We start from the raw sequence: 17,029 nt of genomic DNA, 5'->3' as shown, positions 1-17,029 counted from the left end.
GGGGTGCTCATGCTGCAGTCTCCTCGGTGTCGGCGCTGGCGCGCAGCAGGCTGTCCTGCAGCTGCTTGGCGTAGCGGCTGAATTCGGGCGAGACCATGAAGTCGGCCGTGCGGGGGTAGGGCGCGTCGATGCGGAACTCCTCCACCACGCGGCCGGGGCGCGCGGCCATCATCACCACGCGGCTCGACAGGAACACCGCCTCGTGGATCGAGTGCGTCACGAAGATCACCGTCAGCTTCTTCTTGCGCCACAGGTCCAGCAGGTCGGCGTCGAGCCTGTGGCGCGTGATTTCGTCGAGCGCACCGAAGGGCTCGTCCATCAGCAACAGGTCAGGCTGGGTCACCAGGCCGCGCGCGATGGACACGCGCATCTGCATGCCGCCCGACAGGGCGCGCGGCAGTGCATTGGCGAACTTCGACAGGCCCACCAGGGCCAGGGCCTCGGCCACGCGGCCATCGGCCTCCTGGCGCGGCACGCCCGCCAGGTCCAGCGGCAGGCGCACATTGGTCTGCACGCTGGCCCAGGGCATGAGCGTGGGCGACTGGAAGACAAAGGCCATCTTCTTGCCGCTTTCCTCCAGCTGGGCCACCGGCTTGTGCCACAGCTGCAGCCGGCCATCGGTGGGCTCCAGCAGGCCGGCCACCATCTTCAGCAGCGTGCTCTTGCCGCAGCCCGAGGGGCCGAGCAGGGTGACAAATTCACCCTCTTCGATGGTCAGGTCCACCGGCAGCAGGGCCTGCGTGCCGTTGGGGTAGGTTTTCTCGGCCGACAGCACCTGCACGGCGGGCGTGGGGCGGTGGGTCGCTGCCGGGTCGGCGGGGGTGGGCTCAGCGGACTGCATGGGGTCGCCTTTCGATGGATGCGGCCCGCCCCGCTGCGCGCGGGGCCGGGGCCGCTGTTTCAGGGCAGGGCGGGCTTACGGAAGAACCTTGAAGTCCTTGACGAAGGCGGTGCTGTAGGTATCGGCCAGCTTCACCTTGGCGGGGTCGATCAGCTTGGCTTCCACCAGGAAGTCGTAGCTCGCCTTGGCGCGCGCATCGGTCATCACGCCGATGCCCATGCTGGCCGCGTCACCACCCGTCACCATGCCCATCTCCTTGAGCTTGGCCACGCTGTAGGCCAGCTGTTCGTCGGTCATGTTCGGGTTGTCCTTCTTGATCAGGGCATTGGCCGGGGCCGGGTCGGCCAGGTAGCTCTTCCAGCCTTCCATGGTGGCCTTCACGAAGGAGGCGACGGCGGTGCCGCGCTCCTTGACGGTCTTGTCCATGCAGCTCACCGTGGTGGCATAGGCGGGGTAGCCCTGGTCGCTGAACATCAGGGTGTTGGCCTTCACGCCGGCCTTGGCGATGGCGAAGGGCTCGGACGTCAGGTAGCCCTGCTGGGCGGTGTTCTTGTCGGCCACGAAGGGCTGGATGTTGAAGGTATAGGGCCGCGTCTGGGCATCGTTGAAGCCGTACTTGGCCTTCAGCCAGGGCCAGTAGCCGCGCTGGGCCGACGAAGCGATGAGGATGGTCTTGCCCTTCAGGTCCTCGAACTTCTTCACGTCGTCGTGCGCGATGAGCACCTGCGGGTCTTTCTGGAAGACGGCCGCCACCGTGGTCACGGGCACACCGCCTTCGCGCATCTGGATCATCTGCAGGTCGCTCGATCCCATCACGCACTCGGCCTGGCCGGCCGCCATCATCTGCACGATGTTGACCTGCGGGCCACCCATCTTGATGGTCACGTCCAGTCCGTACTTCTTGTACAGGCCCGTGGCCACCGCCTGGTAGAAGCCGCCGTGCTCGGCCTGCGCGTACCAGTTGGTCATGTAGGTGAATTTTTCCTGCGCGTGGGCCTGCATGGTGCCGGCGGCACCAACAGCGAGCAGCGCGGCTGCACCAAGTTTGGAAAGGCGGGAGGCGGTCTTCTTCATCATGGCAGTGCTCCGGTAGGTGGTGGAGGGGGTACAGGGACGAAAACGGGGGAGGGATGCGGCTGCGTTCGCAGGTTTCAAGCCAGGGCGGTGGAGTGCTCCACATGGCCCGTGTGGTTGGCGCGGCCCCAGGTGGCTTCGGGGCGGGCGGCCCAGCGCAGTTGGTGCAGCTCGGTGATGGCGGCGGCCCAGCTCACGGCCAGCGAGTCGAGGATGGCGTGGCCCTGCTCGGCCGTGGCGGGCAGCGGGTCGCCGATGATGCCGCTGGGCCCGAAGTCGCGCGCGCTCCAGGCGCAGGCGGGGCGGCCGTCGGGCGACAGCAGGGGCGAGTCGAACACGGGTGGGTAGTTCACCACCGCGCGCTCCATGTGCACGGTGTCGGGCGCCAGGGCCAGCATCAGCGCCGTCTCGGCATGGCCGGCGTGCATGGCCAGTTTCTTCTCCTGCTCCGACAGGTACTTGCCTGCCACGTGCGGCACGCGCCAGGTGAAGCTGGGCACCACGATGAAGTCGCCATGGCGCAGGCGCAGCTCGCGCGCGCACATCTCCATCACCTGCGGCTGGCCGCCGTGGCCGTTGACGAACAGCAGCTTGCGAAAGCCCGCGCGGTAGACCGACTCGCCCACCTCGTTCATGGTGGCCAGCAGGGTCTCTCCGCTCAAGGTGACCGTGCCCGGAAAGTGCAGGTGCTCCTCCGACTTGCCGTAGGTGATGGGCGCCATGGCAAAGGCCGGCACCTCGGCCGGCAGGCGCGCCAGCGCATGGCCCACCACACCCGCGCTGATCACCGTGTCCACCGCGCAGGGCAGGTGTGGGCCGTGCTGCTCGGTGGCGCCCGTGGGCAGCACGATCACGGTGTTCTCCTTGTCCGGCAGGTCGACGATCTCGGTCCAGCTCAGGTAGGGCAGGTAGCGGTGGGGCGGGGTGTAGCCGTGCAGCATGGGGCGGGTCTTTCGTGAAGGGGGATGGAGAGGTCAGCGCAAGGGGAGGTAGGCAGTCGCTTCGACCTCGATCAGGATGTCGGCCGTGGGCAGCATGCCGGTGACCTCCACCACGGTGGAGGCCGGAGGCTCGCCCGGGAAGAACAGCTTGCGCACGCGGCTGTACTGGGGAAAGTGGTCCAGGTGCTTGAAGTACTGCACCAGCTTGAACACGTCGGACATCTGGCCGCCCGCGGCCTCGATGGTCTGGCGGATGCGGTCGAGCACATACCAGCTCTGCGCCAGGATGGGCCCCTCCTTGATGTCGCTGCTGAACTCGCCCGTGCGGCCGATCAGCGTGGCCGCCTCGTCGGGGATGTCGGCATAGCCGCGCACGATGCGGCTGGCCGCAGGGTCCACGGCGATGATCCCGGACAGGAACACCAGGTCGCCCGCTCGGCGCCAGGCGGCATAGCGGGCCAGGGGCTGGGCAATGCCCGAGGGGGTGGTGGAAGCGGTCGTCATGCAAGGCTCCGGTCAGGAAGGGGGGAGGGGGCTGGGGTGGCGTTGGCCACATGCCACGCCGCGCTGGCATGGCCGCTGGTGACGCGGCCCTGGCGCAGCACCACGCGCTGCTGCGTGCGCGACGGAAAGCCCCAGCCATCGGCCTGCTGGAAGACGAGCAGGTCGGCCGGCATGCCGGGCTGCAGCGGCAAGGCATCGGGCCCGCGGCGCAGCCAGTCGCTGCGGCACAGCGCCTCGGACCAGCGGTCGAACGGCGCGTCGAGCTGCGCCGCCAGCGCGCCGGTGGCCAGGGCCTCCAGCGGGTCCAGGCTGCCCACGGGGCAGAACGGGTCCTGGATGTTGTCGCTGGCCACCAGCACCGGGATGCCGCGCGCACGCGCCTCCTTGACGAGGGTGATGCCGCGCTGGCGCGGTGTGCGGCCCGTGGTCGCGTCCTGCAGCAGCAGGTTGGTGATGGGCAGGGTCACCAGGGTGATCGGGCTTTGCGCCACGGCGTCCAGCGTGGCCAGGGCCGTGGCCTCGTCCTGCGCGGCCAGCGCGCAGGTGTGGCCGCAGACCACGTGGCCGTCGAAGCGCAGTTCCTGCAGCAGCGCCGCCGTGGTGGCCAGGCCCTGGGCGCCGGGGTGCAGTTCCTCGTCCACATGCAGGTCCACGTTCAGACCGTGGTGCTGCGCGGCCTCGAACAGGTGGCGCAGGGCCTGTGGGTCCCAGTTGGTGGAATGCACGAAGCCCCCCAGCAGCGCGCCCGGGCCGCTGTCGGCCACGGTGGCGGCCAGCCGCATGGCGGTGGCACGCTCGGTGTACAGGTGCAGGGGGATCAGGGCCACGCGCTCCAGCAGCAGGCGGCCGGTCCACTCGTGCGCCAGCGCGCGCAGCACGTTCCAGGCAAGCGGCTGTGCATCGGGCTCCCACCAGTCGCAGTGGGTGCGCACATGCACCGTGCCGGCCTCGTAAGCCCATTGCAGGGCGCGGCTGGCGCGCTGGCGTATGTCGGCCTCGGTCCAGCCCTGGCGGTCCACCATCATGGCCTCGATGGCGCCCAGCAGCCCGGGTTTCACCGTGCCCATGCGCGGCAGGGTGAAGGCCTTGTCCAGATGGGTGTGCGCATCCACCAGGCCGGGCAGCACCAGGGCGCCGGCCAGGTCCCAGGTGGCGCCCGTGGCCGGGGGCTGGGCAGGGTGGTGCGGCGCGATGGACTCGACGCGGCCCTGCGCCAGGTGCACATCGGCCAGCGCGGGCTGGCTGCTCTGGGTGGGCCACTGGCGCGGCAGCAGCCAGCGCGGCAGCCGCGCGCGCAGCAGGTAATCGGGGGCGTTGGATGCGTGCATGGAAAAAATCCCCTTACGCAAAGCGCGCCATGGCCTGGCCTACGCGGGCCTTGAAGGCCTCGAGCCGCGGCGGCGTGGCCACGTTCATGTGGTAGTAGGCGTGGTAGTCCACGCGCGCCTTGCCGCCCGTGAGCAGGCGCATGTAGCGCGTGACGGACTTGCGCGGCGGATCGCCCATGAGCAGCGCCGTCCAGCGCGGGCGGCCATAGGTCACCACGGCCGAGATGCGCTTGATGTGCGTGAGCGAGGGCTTGACGTTGTGCGGGTCGCTGATGTCGAAGGCCACGCCGGGCATCAGCACGCGGTCGAAAAAGCCCTTGAGCATGGCCGGCATGCCGAAGCACCAGGTGGGAAAGCAGAACACCACCGCCTCGGCCCAGAGCAGCCGGTCCACATAGCCTTGGACCGGCAGGCGGTTGCTAGGCACCTCGTGGTAGCCCAGGCGCTCCTCGCGGCTGAGCACGGGGTTGAAGTCCTCGGCATACAGGTCGCAGTCGTCCACCTCGTGGCCGGCCGCACGCAGGTTGCGCACCACCTCGTCGTGCAGTGCGGCGTTGTAGCTGGTCTCCACCGGGTGGCAATAGATCACGAGGATGCGCATGGCGGGGGCTCCTTCTTCAAAGGTCGAGCGTGAGCGTGGGGCCGTGGCTGCGCGCGCAGCACACGGCCACATGGGTGGCCTGCTCTTCGGGGCTCAGGCAGCTGTCGCGGTGGTCGGGCGAGCCGTCGAGCCAGCGCGTGGCGCAGGTGCCGCACACGCCCTGTTCGCACAGGGTGTCGATGGCGATGCCGGCGAGCTGCAGCACATCGGCCATGCTTTCGCCAGGCTGCACGGGCAGCCGCATCTGGCTGCGCGCAAGCACCAGTTCAAAAGAAGCCGGTTCCGTGGCGGGCAGCGGCGCTGCCGTGGCTGGGGTTTGCATGTTTGACCACTTGATTTGATCGATTGGTCAAACTATTGCAAATGCTGTGCCAGCAGGGCTTTTTGGGCTGTTGCCTGGCTTGGCCTGGGTCAAGGCGCTGTATTGGCGCTGCTGCTATGCCCGCAAGCGTGCAGGCCTGTTCACTCTGGTGCGAAATCAGGTGCCAGGCCGCAGCCCAGCAGCACGAAATTGGTGAGCTCGCGAACAATGGGTTCGCGGTCGATGGTTTCTTCGGGCGCCAGGCCCAGCATGATGTGCACTTGCACGCCGTAGTCGGCGTAGTGCTGCGTCATGCCCCAGATCTGCATGAGCAAGAGGCGCGCGTCCAGCGGGCGCATGCGGCCCTCGGCGATCCAGCGGTCGATCAGGTCCACCTTCTGCTGAGTGGACTTCACGGCCACGGGCCAGTACCGGCCCAGGTTGCGCCCGCCGCCCAGCACCTCTGTGGTGAAGATGCGCGACAGGCCCGGGTTGTCCAGCGCGTAGTCGAGCTTCTTGCGCACATAGGTGCTCAGCACCTTCTTCGGGTCGTCGCTCTGGCTGTCGAACTGGAAGGCGCCCGACCAGCCGTTGAGCACCGAGTACAGCAGCTCCTCGTACAGTTCTTCCTTGCTGGCGATGTAGTAGTGCAGCTGCGGCTTGGTCAGGCCCGCACGTTCAGCAATGGCCTTGGTGGAAGCGCCCTTGAAGCCATGGCGGCTGAACTCGGCAATCGCCGCCTCGCGGATCGCACCCAGGATGCGCTCGCGCCCCTGCTTGGAGCGGCTGAGCAGTGCGCCGGAGACATTGCTGCTGCCATCGGCTTCGGGTTCGGTCATGGGCGGGGCTTTGGGCGGCATGGTGGGCGATTGTCGCTGGTTGCTCAGAGCTTCCAGAAGCCCACATGCGGGGCACTCGCTTCCGCGATGAGGGCCGGGCCTATGCATTCGATGGGGTGCGGCGATGCCGCAAACACGTCGCGGCAAGACAGTTCGGCATCGCGCTGCTCCGCGCGCTCCCCGCGGAACTCGCGCAGCCGCACCGCGTCGATGCCGAACACCACGCGGCCGATGCCCGACCAGAAGATGGCGCCCGCGCACATCACGCAGGGCTCGGCCGACGAGTACAGCGTGGCCTGGGCCAGCGCATCGCGCCCCACGCGCGGGCTGAGCTGGCGCACGGCATTGGTCTCGGCATGGCCCGTGCAGTCGCCCGTCTCGGTGGCGTTGCAGTAGGCCTCGGCCAGCAGCGTGCCGTCGCCGCCGATCACCACCGCGCCAAAGGGCCGGTTGCCGCGCGCCCGGGCCGTGCACGACCAGGCGATCGCCTGGCGCAGGTAGATGCCGTCGTTGGCGGCAATGGCCGAGGGGGCATCGGGCTGAGGGGGCGCTGCAGGCATGAGGGCAGGCATGGCGTGTCTCCGGGCTGTGGGGTGTTGTGCCCAGTCGCATGCATGGGGCATGCCAAGAACATTGTGTGACATGCATGCATGCTTTTCTACGGCGCCGCCTGAACTGCAGGCTTGCGGGCTGAGCCCGCAGCAGTCGCAGCAGCCGTTTCCGCCAAGCGGTGGAAGTCGAAAGCCTGGCGCTGCGCCGTGCGCTTCACGTCACTTCGCTTCGCCAAGCCGTCCTGGCCTACCTGGTGGCTGGCGCAGGGCACCCCTCGCCCATTCCCGCCATGCCAGCCAACCGCTGCAGGCGTGAGCGGTTGTCCAAACACGCCTTGTGCTCCGCCTCTTGCACCTTCTGCTGGGTCTGTTGCGCGGCGCGGGCGCGTTCGGCTTGCAGCTGCGCAATGCGTTCGCGGATCTGCGGCATCACGGCCAGGGCCTCCTTTTCGCCTTCCACGATGGCGCTGGCGCGCTGGCTGAAATCGGCCGGGCCGATGTCCAGCACTTTGGGGCGGATGACCACGTCGGCGCGCGCCAGTTCTGCCTCGCCCAGCTTCTGGCCCATGATGGCAATCGACTGGTTCAGCGCGCCCAGCATATTGCCTGGCGTCTGGCCCCGGGCCTTGTTGGAGATGTCCACGGCAATCACGATGTCGGCACCCAGCTGGCGCGCGGCGTCCACAGGTACGGGGCTCACGATGCCGCCGTCGACAAAGTGGTACTTGCCAATGGAGACGGGCTGGAACACGCCGGGCACGCTGCTCGATGCACGCACCGCCTGCCCTGTGTTGCCGCGTGCGAAAACGGTGCGCTCGCCGTCTTCGAGCCGTGTGGCCACCACCACGAAGGGCTTGATCATCTGCTCCAGCGGCTTGCGGCGCACCTGCTCGTTCACATAGTCTTCCAGCTTCTGGCCCAGCACCAGGCCGCCGGAGGAAAGCTGTAGGTCGCGGATCTTGGTTTCGTCCAGCGCCACAGCCTTTTCCTGCATCTCGAAGGCATTCATGCCGCTGGCATACAGCGCGCCGACCACGCTGCCTGCGCTGGTGCCGGAGACCACGGCGGGCGCCAGGCCATTGGCCTCCAGCATCTTGATCACGCCGATGTGGGCGAAGCCCTTGGCGGCGCCGCCGCCCAAGGCGATGCCCACCTTGATGGGGCCGCCTGCGGGTGCCACAGCGGTCGTGGTGGCCGGTGCGGTCGCCGCGGGCTGGGTGGGGTGCGTGCCACCGCACGCCGCAAGGCCTGCGCAACCCAGAAGCGCCCAAGGCCGCAAGAAGATGTCCAACCGCATGTGCAGGATCCTGTTGTCAACGGAGGCGGCGAGTGTAGCGGCAGGGGGGAGGCCCGGGTACTGGTAGTGTGAAATGCTCCTGAAAGTGGAGCAATAAATCATTTGCAGATAAGCGGTAGGCGGTACTTAGGCCGCAGAACGGTAGAGCCGGTGCGCCAGTGCTTCATTCACCCCTGCGCCATTCCGTTTCAGCGCGCCGTATCCCGGCTAACTTGCTTGGCATTCCGCGCGCGTCCAGCCGATGGCGCGCCTTTCGATGAGGCTGAGCAGTCCATGCAAAGACGTCGGCCTTCTGCTGATCAGTGCAGTTCGTACAGGCTGGGTACCAACGAACGCCCGCGTGATGGCTGGGTGAGCCCTCGCTACAAGCTCAAGCGGACGAAATACACCGTGCTTATCGGCATGCTTGAACAAATTGTCACAAGCCACGGTATCGCCGTTACCTACACTGCCACGTCCTTTTTCGGGCTGCCTTCCATCACCATCCAACATGGCCAAACCTGTCGTCGCTGACATCCACGGCACCATCATCGCCGGCGGCCAGCTGAGCCAAGCCACCATCCTGGCCGTCAACCAGGCGGCCACCAAGGCGTGGACGCAATGGCGCCGGTTCGTAGCGTATGCCGGCGGGGTCGAGGCTGGTGGCTCGCTGGCCGGGCGCGCCAGCAATCCGGGCAGTGCGCACGACTCGCCGCTCAAGATCGACAACGTCGCCAAACGATCTCGGGGAGTGGGAGAAAGCGGGCGTCTGCCGGGACAAGGACGTCAACCCGCAGATCGACGTGCTGGTGCCTGTGGGGTGGCGGCCAGCGAGGGCGTCATTGCGGGTATCGAGGTGCCTCGGTCATGAAGCGCCTGGGGCTTGTGGCTTTGCTCGTTGCGGCCCACACACTGGTGCACGCTGGAGATCAGGCCGCTGTGGGTTGCCAGAGCGTCAAGCTGGTGCTTGACAAGCGGGTCACCCCCCGTGAACTGGCCCGTTTTTGGGCCAGCGGCGAGCAGGCCACCGGCGCGCCGGCTGTGTTGCAGCTGCAAGGTTGCAACGGCGAATTGCTGGACAGCATGACGCTGGAGGCGCCTCTGGCCAAGCTGGACTCCGCTCTTTTGCGTGGCGTGCGCAGCCCCACTGTTCTGGTGACGGTGGATCTGACGGCACCTGTGGGCAGCTACAGTGGACCGCTGACCAAGCTGGTCCAGATCGAAGGAAACCGACTGACCTACGCGCAGGCCCGCGCTGCGGATGGCCACCTGCAGCCCATCGTACTGGCCCAGACGGGCAAAGCGGCGTGGAAGAAAGTGCGGGTGGGAGCGGTAGACCAGCTTCTGGCGGTCCGCAGCGAGCCCCGGGACGGGAAGTTCACGACCAGCTATCGCAGCTATGTCCACGGAAAGCGGGGCTGGACCGTGCGTGTACGGTCACGGCCCGGACTGTGGGAGTCGGATGGCGAATTCCCTTCGCGGCGGTCCTTCCCCTGAGCAGCCGGTCGCAGGCCGGTCAACGGCCGTGCTGTCACGACGGCTGGGTGTGCGGGTACCGCGCGCCCAGGGTGTCCGCCGAGGGCTTCACTCCCCTTGCGACCCCCGGTGCGCCCATCCGGTGGTGCGCTTCTCGATGGCGCTGAACAGTTCGTACATGGCCATCGCCATCGCACCCACCACCATCAGCCCCGCAAACGCCAGGCCCATCTGCATGGAGGAGCCCGCGCTGATGAGCAGGTAGCCAATGCCTTCGTTGGCAGCGGTCATCTCCGACACCGTCGTGCCCACAAAGGCGAGCGTGATCGCCACCTTGAGCGAGCCGTAGAAGTACGGCATGGAGCGCGGCAGGCCGACCTTGGTCAGCACGTCCCAGCGCTTGGCGCCCAGCACGCGCAACACGTCTTCCAGCTCGGGTTCCAGGGTGGCCAGCCCCGTGGCGATGTTGACCATGATGGGGAAGAAGCTGATGAGAAACGCCGTGAGGATGGCCGGCCCCACGCCAATGCCGAACCACACCACCAGGATGGGTACGAACGCGGCCTTGGGCAGCGCGTTGAAGGCCGTCATCAGCGGGTACACGGCGGCATAGGCCAGGCGTGAGCTGCCGATCACAAAACCCAGCAGCACGCCCACCACGATGGCGATGCCAAAGCCCGCCATGGTGACCCAGTAGGTGCGCCAGGCGTGGGCGGCGATCACGCCCCCGAACTCGACCAGCTGCGTGCCGATGGCCCAGGGGCTGGGGAAAATGAATTCAGAGACATTGAAGGCCGAGCAGATGATCTGCCACAGCAGGATGATCGCGACCAGCAGGATCCAGGGCGACCAGCGTTCTACGGTTTTCTTGTGCATGGTGGTGATGAACGCGGTCTGCGTCTATTGGGCGATGGGCGCGCCGCTTTGGCGCAGCGCACCGATGTGGCCGCGCAGCTCGTGCACGATGTCGGTGAACTCTTTGGTGTAGGTGATTTCCAGGTCGCGCGGGCGGGGCAGATCGATCTCCTTCTTCACCACAAAACGGCCCGGGCTCTTGCTCATCACATACACCGTGTCGGCCAGGAAGACCGACTCGCGCAGGTCGTGGGTGACCAGGATCACGTTGAATTTCTGCTCGGCCCACAGGTCGCGCAGGATGCACCACAGCTCCTCGCGCGTGAACGCATCGAGCGCGCCAAAGGGCTCGTCGAGCAGCAGCATCTTGGGCTCGTGGATCAGCGCGCGGCAGATGCTGGCGCGCTGCTGCATGCCCCCCGACAGCTGCCAGGGGAACTTGTCTTCGTAGCCGCCCAGGCCCACCTTCTGGAGCAGCTTGCGGGCACGCTCTTCGTACTCCTTGCGCTTTTGCTTGAAGTGGCTGCGGTAGGGCTCGACGATCTCCAGCGGCAGCAGCACGTTGTCCACCGTGGTGCGCCAGGGCAGCAGCGAGGGCGCCTGAAACGCCATGCCTGAGACCTTGAGCGGCCCCGTCACGGGCTGGCCGTCGATGAGGATTTTGCCCATCGAAGGCATCTTCAGCCCCGTGGCCAGTTTCATGAAGGTGGACTTGCCGCAACCCGAAGGGCCGACGATGGCGATGAACTCGCCCTGCCGCACCTGCAGGTCGATGGCCTCCACCGCAAACTGGTTCTTCGCGCGCAACTCGTCGTTGTAGGCGAGCCAGACATCACGGAAGTCCACAAAATAGGAGTCGGCAGCCTGCATGGGTAGAAGATTTTTAATGGAAATGGCCGCTGGCGCTTGATAGATAAGCGCAAGAAGCTATTAAATTGATAGTAAAAAGGCAGTGCTTGACGAACTTGCTTGCTTGTTTACTTCTTCGGCAGGATGTTCAACTCGGCCGCGCTGGGCAGAAAGCTGGCGTTCCACACATCGTCGGCGTTCACGCGCGTCTTGGTGTTGAACGCGTCCGACACCTGGGAGGCCATCAGCGACAGGCGGCCGGGTTTGGCCTGGCCAAAACCTTCGGCGCGTGCATCGGGGCTGTTGATGACGGTGTCGATGGCCAGTTGCAGGCGGCGGGTTTCGAGCGGCACGTTCACGATGCCGTCGCGCGCCTTCACGTGTTCGATGGCGGCTGCCGGGTTGGCGATGACGTCCTTGGCGCCCTTGGTGAAGGCCGAGAGGAAGGCCTTGACGGCGGCCGGGTTCTCCTTGATGAGCTTGGGGCTGGCGATGATCACGTTGCCATACAGCTTCACGCCAAAGTCGGCATAGGGCAGCACCACCACGTCGGCGGCCTTGGCGCCGCGGGCTTCCAGGTTCAGCAGCGAGGTGAAGGTGAAGCCGGTGATGGCGTCCACGTCGCCGCGCACCAGCATGGTTTCGCGCAGCGGTGGGTCCATGGCGGTCCACTGCACAGCGCCGATGCCGTTGGCCTTCTGGAAGATAGGGAACGCGCGGCGGCCGGCGTCGAACACGGGGGCTCCCAGCTTCTTGCCGGCCAGGTCGGCGGGTTTGGTGATGCCGCTCTTCTTGAGCGCCATGACCGAGGCGGGTGTGTTGTTGTAGACCATCATCACCGCCACGGGCTTGTTCTGCGCGTCAGGGTTGTTGGCGTGGAACTCCATCACAGCGGCCAGGTCGGCAAAGCCGATGTCGTAGGTGCCTGAGGCCACGCGCTGCACCGCGCCGCCCGAGCCGTTGCCCGCATCCACCGTCACATCCAGCCCGGCGGCCTTGAAATAGCCCTTGGCCACCGGCTGCAGGAACAGCGCAGCAGGGCCTTCAAAACGCCAGTCGAGCTGGAACTTGATAGGGGTGAGCGTTTGCGCTTGCGCCAGCGAGAACGTGCTGGCAGCGGCCAGCAGTGCGGCGGATTGCAGGAACGATCGTTTTTTCATGGGGGGCTCCTGTCGGGGAAGGGCTGGGGAAGGTGCCGTCAACACGGCTGGATAGCCATGGACTCAGCAAAATCGATGCCTGATTTCGCGGTAGCGCAACCAGGCATGCAGCCATTGTTCCCTGAAGTGGTGCGTGCGGGCATGCAGGGTTTCCCCGCATGGTGCAAGCGCCCGCTGGTTTGCACCGCCCAGGGGCTATGCCCTGGGGGCGAAGGGCTCCGCAGGCCCTTCGGTGTGCCCTTATTTGGGGCGTGCGGCCGCGCTGGCCACGGCCAGCGCCGTCATGTTGAGCACCCGGCGCACGGTGGCGGCCGGGGTCAGGATGTAGGCCGTGGCGGCGGCGCCCATCAGGATGGGGCCCACGGTCACGCCACCGCTGGTGGTGGTCTTGAGCACGTTGTAGAGGATGTTGGCGGCATCCAGGTTGGGGCAGATCAGCAGGTTGGCCGAGTCCGTCAGGGTCGAGTCCGCCATGTAGGCATTGCGGATGTTCGGCTCCAGTGCGGCATCGCCGTGCAGCTCGCCATCGCATTCGATGTCGGGGTGGGCGGCCACGAACAGGTCGCGGGCCAGCCGCATCTTCTTGGCCGATGCGCGCTTGGACGAGCCATAGCTCGAATGCGACAGGAAAGCCACCTTGGGTGGCAGGCCAAAACGCTGCACTTCCTGCACGGACATCCAGGCGATGTCGGCCAGCTGCTGGGCGGTGGGGTCTTCGTTCACGTAGGTGTCGGCAATGAAGAGCGTGCCCCGGTTGGTCATCAGCGCGTTGAGCGCGGCATAGTCGTTCACGCTCTCCTGGCGGCCGATGATGCTGTGGATGCGCTCCAGGTGTGTCTCGTACGTGCCCACCAGACCGCAGATCATGGCGTCCGCATCGCCCAGCTTGACCATCAGCGAGGCGATGATGGTGTTGGAGCGGCGCACGGCCGCCTTGGCCACTTCGGGCGTGGCGCCGTTGCGCTTCATGAGCTGGTGGTAGTGCTCCCAGTACTGGCGGAAACGGGGGTCGTCCTCGGGGTTGCACACCTCCACATCCTTGCCCAGCTGCATGCGCAGGCCGGCCTTGGCAATGCGGGCGGCGATCACGGCGGGGCGGCCGATGAGGATGGGCTGGGCGATCTTGTCGTCAATCGCCATCTGCGCGGCGCGCAGGGCACGCTCGTCCTCGCCGTCGGCGTAGGCCACGCGCTTTTGCGCGTCAGGCAGGGCCTTGGCCGCGTTGATCACGGGGCGCATCAGCATGCCGGTCTGGTAGACGAAACGCGACAGGGTCTCCTTGTAGGCCTCCATGTCTTCAATGGGGCGCGTGGCCACACCCGACTCCGCTGCGGCTTTGGCCACGGCGGGCGCGATCTTGAGGATCAGGCGCGAGTCGAACGGTGTGGGGATGAGGTAGTCGGGGCCAAAGGTGAGTTCCTTGCCCGCGTAGGCGCTGGCCACTTCTTCGCTGATGTCGGCCTTGGCCAGGTCGGCAATCTGGCGCACGCAGGCCAGCTTCATCGCTTCGGTGATCTTGGTGGCGCCGCAGTCGAGTGCACCCCGGAAGATGTAGGGGAAGCACAGGACGTTGTTGACCTGGTTGGGGTAGTCCGAGCGGCCCGTGGCAATGATGCAGTCGGGGCGGATGGCCTTGGCGAGTTCGGGGCGGATCTCGGGCTCGGGGTTGGCCAGCGCCAGGATGATGGGCTTCGGAGCCATGGTCTTGACCATCTCGGCGGTGAGCACGCCCGGGGCCGAGCAGCCCAGGAACACATCGGCGCCATCCACCGCATCGGCCAGCGTGCGCGCGTCGGTCTTCTGGGCATAGCGCGCCTTGGACTCGTCGTAGCCACCGGGGCGGCCTTGGTAGATCACGCCCTTGGAGTCGCACATGAAGATGTTCTCTACCTTCACGCCCAGGCCCACCATCACGTTCACGCAGGCAATGGCAGCAGCGCCAGCGCCCGAGACAGCGATCTTGACAGCTCCAATCTCCTTGTCCACCAGCTCCAGGCCGTTGAGCAGCGCTGCGCTGGAGATGATGGCCGTGCCGTGCTGGTCGTCATGGAACACCGGGATGTTCATGCGCTTGCTCAGCTCTTGCTCAATGTAGAAACACTCGGGCGCCTTGATGTCTTCGAGGTTGATGCCGCCCAGCGTGGGCTCGAGCGCCGCAATGATCTCGATGAGCTTGTCGGGGTCGCGCTCGGCCAGTTCGATGTCGAACACGTCCACGCCTGCAAACTTCTTGAACAGGCAGCCTTTGCCCTCCATCACCGGCTTGCTGGCCAGGGGGCCGATGTCGCCCAGGCCCAGCACGGCCGTGCCGTTCGTGATCACCGCCACCAGGTTGCCGCGCGAGGTGTAGTCAAACGCCTTGGACGGGTCGGCCGCGATGTCTAGGCAAGGGTAGGCCACGCCCGGCGAGTAGGCCAGCGACAGGTCGCGCTGGTTGGACAGGGGCTTGGTGGGGGTGACCGAAATCTTGCCCCGGGTGGGGTTGCGGTGGTATTCGCGCGCAGCGTCGCGCAAGGCCTGTTCGGCGGCGGAAATGTTCTGTGTCATACGGAAATCCTGGAAGTCCTCGGCGGAATGCAAAACAAGGGTACCCGATGGCGCGGCTGGCTGGCATGCAGGTTTATGCGTATGCCGCATGAATCCAAAACCCCCTGGCAGCCGGTGCGGTCAGGGGGTGGGGCCAGCAGGCTGTGGCCAGTTCTTGGATGGTGAGCATTTTCCGGGCAGCGGGCAGGCGGGACGCTAGTGGGCGTCGGCCTGGCGTGCGGCGTTCACAGCGGCGGAGGTGTCGCGGCTGGCGCCATTGAAGAAAACGTTCAGGGCCACGGCCGCGATCGAGGCCAGCAGGATACCGGATTCGATCAGGGGGTGGATGGCATGCGGCATCCACTGGCGGAAGTTGGGCGCGATGAGCGGGATCATGCCCACGCCGATCGACACGGCCACGATCATGGCGTTGAAGCGGTTGTGCTTGAAATCCACCCCGCCCAGGATGCGGATGCCGGTGGCCGCCACCATGCCGAACATCACCAGCCCGGCGCCCCCCAGCACCATGGTGGGCAGCGATTCGACCAGCGCCGCCATCTTGGGCAGCACGCCCAGCACGATCAGGATCACGCCGCCGGCCACGCAGACAAAGCGGCTCTTGACGCCGGTGACGGCCACCAGCCCCACGTTCTGCGAGAAGCTGGTGTACGGAAAGGTGTTGAAGATTCCGCCCAGCAGCGTGCCCAGGCCATCCGTGCGCAGGCCGCGCGTCAGAGCGGCCTGGTCCACCTTGCGGTCGGTCATCTCGCCCAGGGCCAGGAACATGCCGGTGGATTCGATCATCACCACGATCATCACCAGCGTCATGGTCAGGATCAGGATGGGGTCGAACACGGGGCCGGCGATCTCGAACGGCAGCACCAGGTCAAACCACTGCGCCTTGGCCACCTTGTCGAAGTTCATCATGCCCAGCGCCACGGCCACCACCGCACCAATGACGATACCCAGCAGCACCGAGATGTTGGCGATGAAGCCCTTGGCAAACTTGGCGATCAGCAGGATGGACAGCAGCACCAGGCCCGAGATGCCCACGCCGGTCAGGTCGGCGTATTTGGGGTTGGGCACCGTGGGCACCACCGCAAAGCCCTTGGGCACGGGGGGCAGGGACGAGCCGGGTGCCCCGGCGACGGACTGCATCTCGCTGAGCCACTTGATGTGCTCGGGGTTCACCACATTGGGCGCCGTGGGGCCCACTGGATTGCCAAAGATCCAGTTGATGCCTACGCGCATCAGACTGATGCCGATGACCGCAATGATGGTGCCGGTGACCACGGGCGGAAAAAACCGCAGCATGCGGCTCACCAGTGGCGCGATCAGGATGGAGATGACGCCCGCCCCGATCACCGATCCAAAGATCAGTCCGGCTCCGGCCGTGCCTCCCGTGCTTTGTGCCATCGAGATCATCGGGGCCACCGAGGCAAAGGTCACGCCCATCATCACGGGCAGCTGGATGCCGAACCAGCGCGACGCCCCCAGTGCCTGGATCAGCGTGACCAGCCCACAGACGAACAGGTCGGCAGAGATCAGCTTGGCCACCTGGTCGGGTGTGAGGTTGAGCGCACGCCCCACGATGAGTGGCACGGCCACCGCGCCAGCGTACATCACCAGCACATGCTGAAGGCCCAGCGCCGTAAGTCGCCCCAGGGGCAGGTGTTCGTCCACGGGGTGTACGGGTGGGTTCATGGCGTGTCCTTAGGGTGGATCAGTGTGAATACGAGATGGGTACTGGTGCGAAATGGTGCACAACAGTCCATACAAAAATCGTATACAAAATGACCGGACGCGCTTATCCCGGTAAACCCTTAGAACGGGCAGCCGCAAACCGCTGCCCCAAACGTGGGCTGCTGGGGGCGTTGGGGTAGGGGCGTGCAACGCCTGCGGCTGGA

General features: G+C 66.4%; 17 protein-coding genes. 2 read left to right on the top strand and 15 right to left on the bottom strand.

What is annotated here, in order from left to right; genetic code table 11:
- Positions 1-7: 7 nt before the first annotated feature.
- From ASE52_RS19855 to ASE52_RS19810, 10 genes are all read right to left on the bottom strand, one after another.
- Positions 8-841, bottom strand: coding sequence for an ABC transporter ATP-binding protein (locus ASE52_RS19855; RefSeq protein WP_057228710.1), 834 nt, complete (start codon positions 839-841; stop codon positions 8-10).
- Between the two features lie 75 nt (positions 842-916).
- On the bottom strand, positions 917-1,915 hold the full coding sequence (locus ASE52_RS19850; protein WP_057229623.1) for an ABC transporter substrate-binding protein: 999 nt from the start codon (positions 1,913-1,915) through the stop codon (positions 917-919).
- Positions 1,916-1,992: 77 nt separating this feature from the next.
- The gene (locus tag ASE52_RS19845) at positions 1,993-2,856 is read right to left on the bottom strand and encodes a creatininase family protein (RefSeq protein WP_057228708.1); all 864 of its coding nucleotides are present in this window, start codon (positions 2,854-2,856) and stop codon (positions 1,993-1,995) included.
- Between the two features lie 33 nt (positions 2,857-2,889).
- Positions 2,890-3,360, bottom strand: coding sequence for a RidA family protein (locus ASE52_RS19840; protein WP_057228706.1), 471 nt, complete (start codon positions 3,358-3,360; stop codon positions 2,890-2,892).
- Positions 3,357-4,688 carry an amidohydrolase family protein gene (locus tag ASE52_RS19835; RefSeq protein ID WP_057228704.1) on the bottom strand — a complete coding sequence of 444 codons (1,332 nt, stop codon included), beginning with the start codon at positions 4,686-4,688 and terminating at the stop codon, positions 3,357-3,359. The genes ASE52_RS19840 and ASE52_RS19835 overlap by 4 nt, the downstream gene beginning before the upstream one ends.
- A gap of 13 nt (positions 4,689-4,701) precedes the next feature.
- Positions 4,702-5,289: an NAD(P)H-dependent oxidoreductase gene (locus tag ASE52_RS19830; protein ID WP_007858203.1), complete on the bottom strand. Its 588-nt coding sequence runs from the start codon at positions 5,287-5,289 to the stop codon at positions 4,702-4,704.
- A gap of 16 nt (positions 5,290-5,305) precedes the next feature.
- On the bottom strand, positions 5,306-5,611 hold the full coding sequence (locus ASE52_RS19825) for a 2Fe-2S iron-sulfur cluster binding domain-containing protein (RefSeq protein WP_057228703.1): 306 nt from the start codon (positions 5,609-5,611) through the stop codon (positions 5,306-5,308).
- Positions 5,612-5,751: 140 nt separating this feature from the next.
- Complete coding sequence (locus ASE52_RS19820) at positions 5,752-6,429, bottom strand: TetR family transcriptional regulator C-terminal domain-containing protein (RefSeq protein WP_057229621.1); 678 nt, start codon at positions 6,427-6,429, stop codon at positions 5,752-5,754.
- A gap of 44 nt (positions 6,430-6,473) precedes the next feature.
- Positions 6,474-6,989 carry a nucleoside deaminase gene (locus tag ASE52_RS19815; RefSeq protein ID WP_057228701.1) on the bottom strand — a complete coding sequence of 172 codons (516 nt, stop codon included), beginning with the start codon at positions 6,987-6,989 and terminating at the stop codon, positions 6,474-6,476.
- A 238-nt stretch (positions 6,990-7,227) separates the two neighbouring features.
- Entirely contained in the window at positions 7,228-8,277 is a 1,050-nt protein-coding gene (locus ASE52_RS19810; protein ID WP_057228699.1) for a patatin-like phospholipase family protein, read from the bottom strand.
- A gap of 490 nt (positions 8,278-8,767) precedes the next feature.
- Between ASE52_RS19810 and ASE52_RS19805 the strand changes: the two genes are divergently transcribed.
- Positions 8,768-9,127, top strand: a complete 360-nt coding sequence (locus ASE52_RS19805) for a hypothetical protein (protein ID WP_057228697.1) — start codon at positions 8,768-8,770, stop codon at positions 9,125-9,127.
- A complete protein-coding gene (locus tag ASE52_RS19800) occupies positions 9,124-9,753 on the top strand; it encodes a hypothetical protein (protein WP_057228695.1) in 630 nt (209 codons plus the stop codon). The genes ASE52_RS19805 and ASE52_RS19800 overlap by 4 nt, the downstream gene beginning before the upstream one ends.
- An 87-nt stretch (positions 9,754-9,840) precedes the next feature.
- On the opposite strand, the gene ASE52_RS19795 is transcribed toward ASE52_RS19800, so the two are convergent.
- The 5 genes from ASE52_RS19795 to ASE52_RS19775 all read right to left on the bottom strand — a co-directional run bounded on the left by ASE52_RS19795 (position 9,841) and on the right by ASE52_RS19775 (position 16,826).
- A complete protein-coding gene (locus ASE52_RS19795; RefSeq protein WP_010461728.1) occupies positions 9,841-10,608 on the bottom strand; it encodes an ABC transporter permease in 768 nt (255 codons plus the stop codon).
- Positions 10,609-10,632: 24 nt separating this feature from the next.
- Positions 10,633-11,457, bottom strand: coding sequence for an ABC transporter ATP-binding protein (locus ASE52_RS19790; protein ID WP_010461726.1), 825 nt, complete (start codon positions 11,455-11,457; stop codon positions 10,633-10,635).
- A 107-nt stretch (positions 11,458-11,564) separates the two neighbouring features.
- On the bottom strand, positions 11,565-12,596 hold the full coding sequence (locus ASE52_RS19785; RefSeq protein ID WP_010461725.1) for an ABC transporter substrate-binding protein: 1,032 nt from the start codon (positions 12,594-12,596) through the stop codon (positions 11,565-11,567).
- A gap of 240 nt (positions 12,597-12,836) precedes the next feature.
- On the bottom strand, positions 12,837-15,143 hold the full coding sequence (locus tag ASE52_RS19780; protein ID WP_057228694.1) for an NADP-dependent malic enzyme: 2,307 nt from the start codon (positions 15,141-15,143) through the stop codon (positions 12,837-12,839).
- Between the two features lie 195 nt (positions 15,144-15,338).
- The gene (locus ASE52_RS19775; protein ID WP_057228692.1) at positions 15,339-16,826 is read right to left on the bottom strand and encodes a nucleobase:cation symporter-2 family protein; all 1,488 of its coding nucleotides are present in this window, start codon (positions 16,824-16,826) and stop codon (positions 15,339-15,341) included.
- Between the last annotated feature and the right edge of the window lie 203 nt (positions 16,827-17,029).

Origin of the sequence: Acidovorax sp. Root275, assembly GCF_001428965.1 — a bacterium.
GTDB lineage: Bacteria > Pseudomonadota > Gammaproteobacteria > Burkholderiales > Burkholderiaceae_C > Acidovorax > Acidovorax radicis.
This window is presented reverse-complemented; position numbering and strand designations above follow the sequence as displayed.

Excerpts from the sequence above, each read along its gene's own strand:
- ASE52_RS19855 (WP_057228710.1), bottom strand. The coding sequence starts at position 841 with ATGCAGTCCGCTGAGCCCACCCCCGCCGACCCGGCAGCGACCCACCGC.
- ASE52_RS19850 (WP_057229623.1), bottom strand. The coding sequence starts at position 1,915 with ATGAAGAAGACCGCCTCCCGCCTTTCCAAACTTGGTGCAGCCGCGCTG.
- ASE52_RS19845 (WP_057228708.1), bottom strand. The coding sequence starts at position 2,856 with ATGCTGCACGGCTACACCCCGCCCCACCGCTACCTGCCCTACCTGAGC.
- ASE52_RS19840 (WP_057228706.1), bottom strand. The coding sequence starts at position 3,360 with ATGACGACCGCTTCCACCACCCCCTCGGGCATTGCCCAGCCCCTGGCC.
- ASE52_RS19835 (WP_057228704.1), bottom strand. The coding sequence starts at position 4,688 with ATGCACGCATCCAACGCCCCCGATTACCTGCTGCGCGCGCGGCTGCCG.
- ASE52_RS19830 (WP_007858203.1), bottom strand. The coding sequence starts at position 5,289 with ATGCGCATCCTCGTGATCTATTGCCACCCGGTGGAGACCAGCTACAAC.
- ASE52_RS19825 (WP_057228703.1), bottom strand. The coding sequence starts at position 5,611 with ATGCAAACCCCAGCCACGGCAGCGCCGCTGCCCGCCACGGAACCGGCT.
- ASE52_RS19820 (WP_057229621.1), bottom strand. The coding sequence starts at position 6,429 with ATGACCGAACCCGAAGCCGATGGCAGCAGCAATGTCTCCGGCGCACTG.
- ASE52_RS19815 (WP_057228701.1), bottom strand. The coding sequence starts at position 6,989 with ATGCCTGCAGCGCCCCCTCAGCCCGATGCCCCCTCGGCCATTGCCGCC.
- ASE52_RS19810 (WP_057228699.1), bottom strand. The coding sequence starts at position 8,277 with ATGCGGTTGGACATCTTCTTGCGGCCTTGGGCGCTTCTGGGTTGCGCA.
- ASE52_RS19805 (WP_057228697.1), top strand. The coding sequence starts at position 8,768 with ATGGCCAAACCTGTCGTCGCTGACATCCACGGCACCATCATCGCCGGC.
- ASE52_RS19800 (WP_057228695.1), top strand. The coding sequence starts at position 9,124 with ATGAAGCGCCTGGGGCTTGTGGCTTTGCTCGTTGCGGCCCACACACTG.
- ASE52_RS19795 (WP_010461728.1), bottom strand. The coding sequence starts at position 10,608 with ATGCACAAGAAAACCGTAGAACGCTGGTCGCCCTGGATCCTGCTGGTC.
- ASE52_RS19790 (WP_010461726.1), bottom strand. The coding sequence starts at position 11,457 with ATGCAGGCTGCCGACTCCTATTTTGTGGACTTCCGTGATGTCTGGCTC.
- ASE52_RS19785 (WP_010461725.1), bottom strand. The coding sequence starts at position 12,596 with ATGAAAAAACGATCGTTCCTGCAATCCGCCGCACTGCTGGCCGCTGCC.
- ASE52_RS19780 (WP_057228694.1), bottom strand. The coding sequence starts at position 15,143 with ATGACACAGAACATTTCCGCCGCCGAACAGGCCTTGCGCGACGCTGCG.
- ASE52_RS19775 (WP_057228692.1), bottom strand. The coding sequence starts at position 16,826 with ATGAACCCACCCGTACACCCCGTGGACGAACACCTGCCCCTGGGGCGA.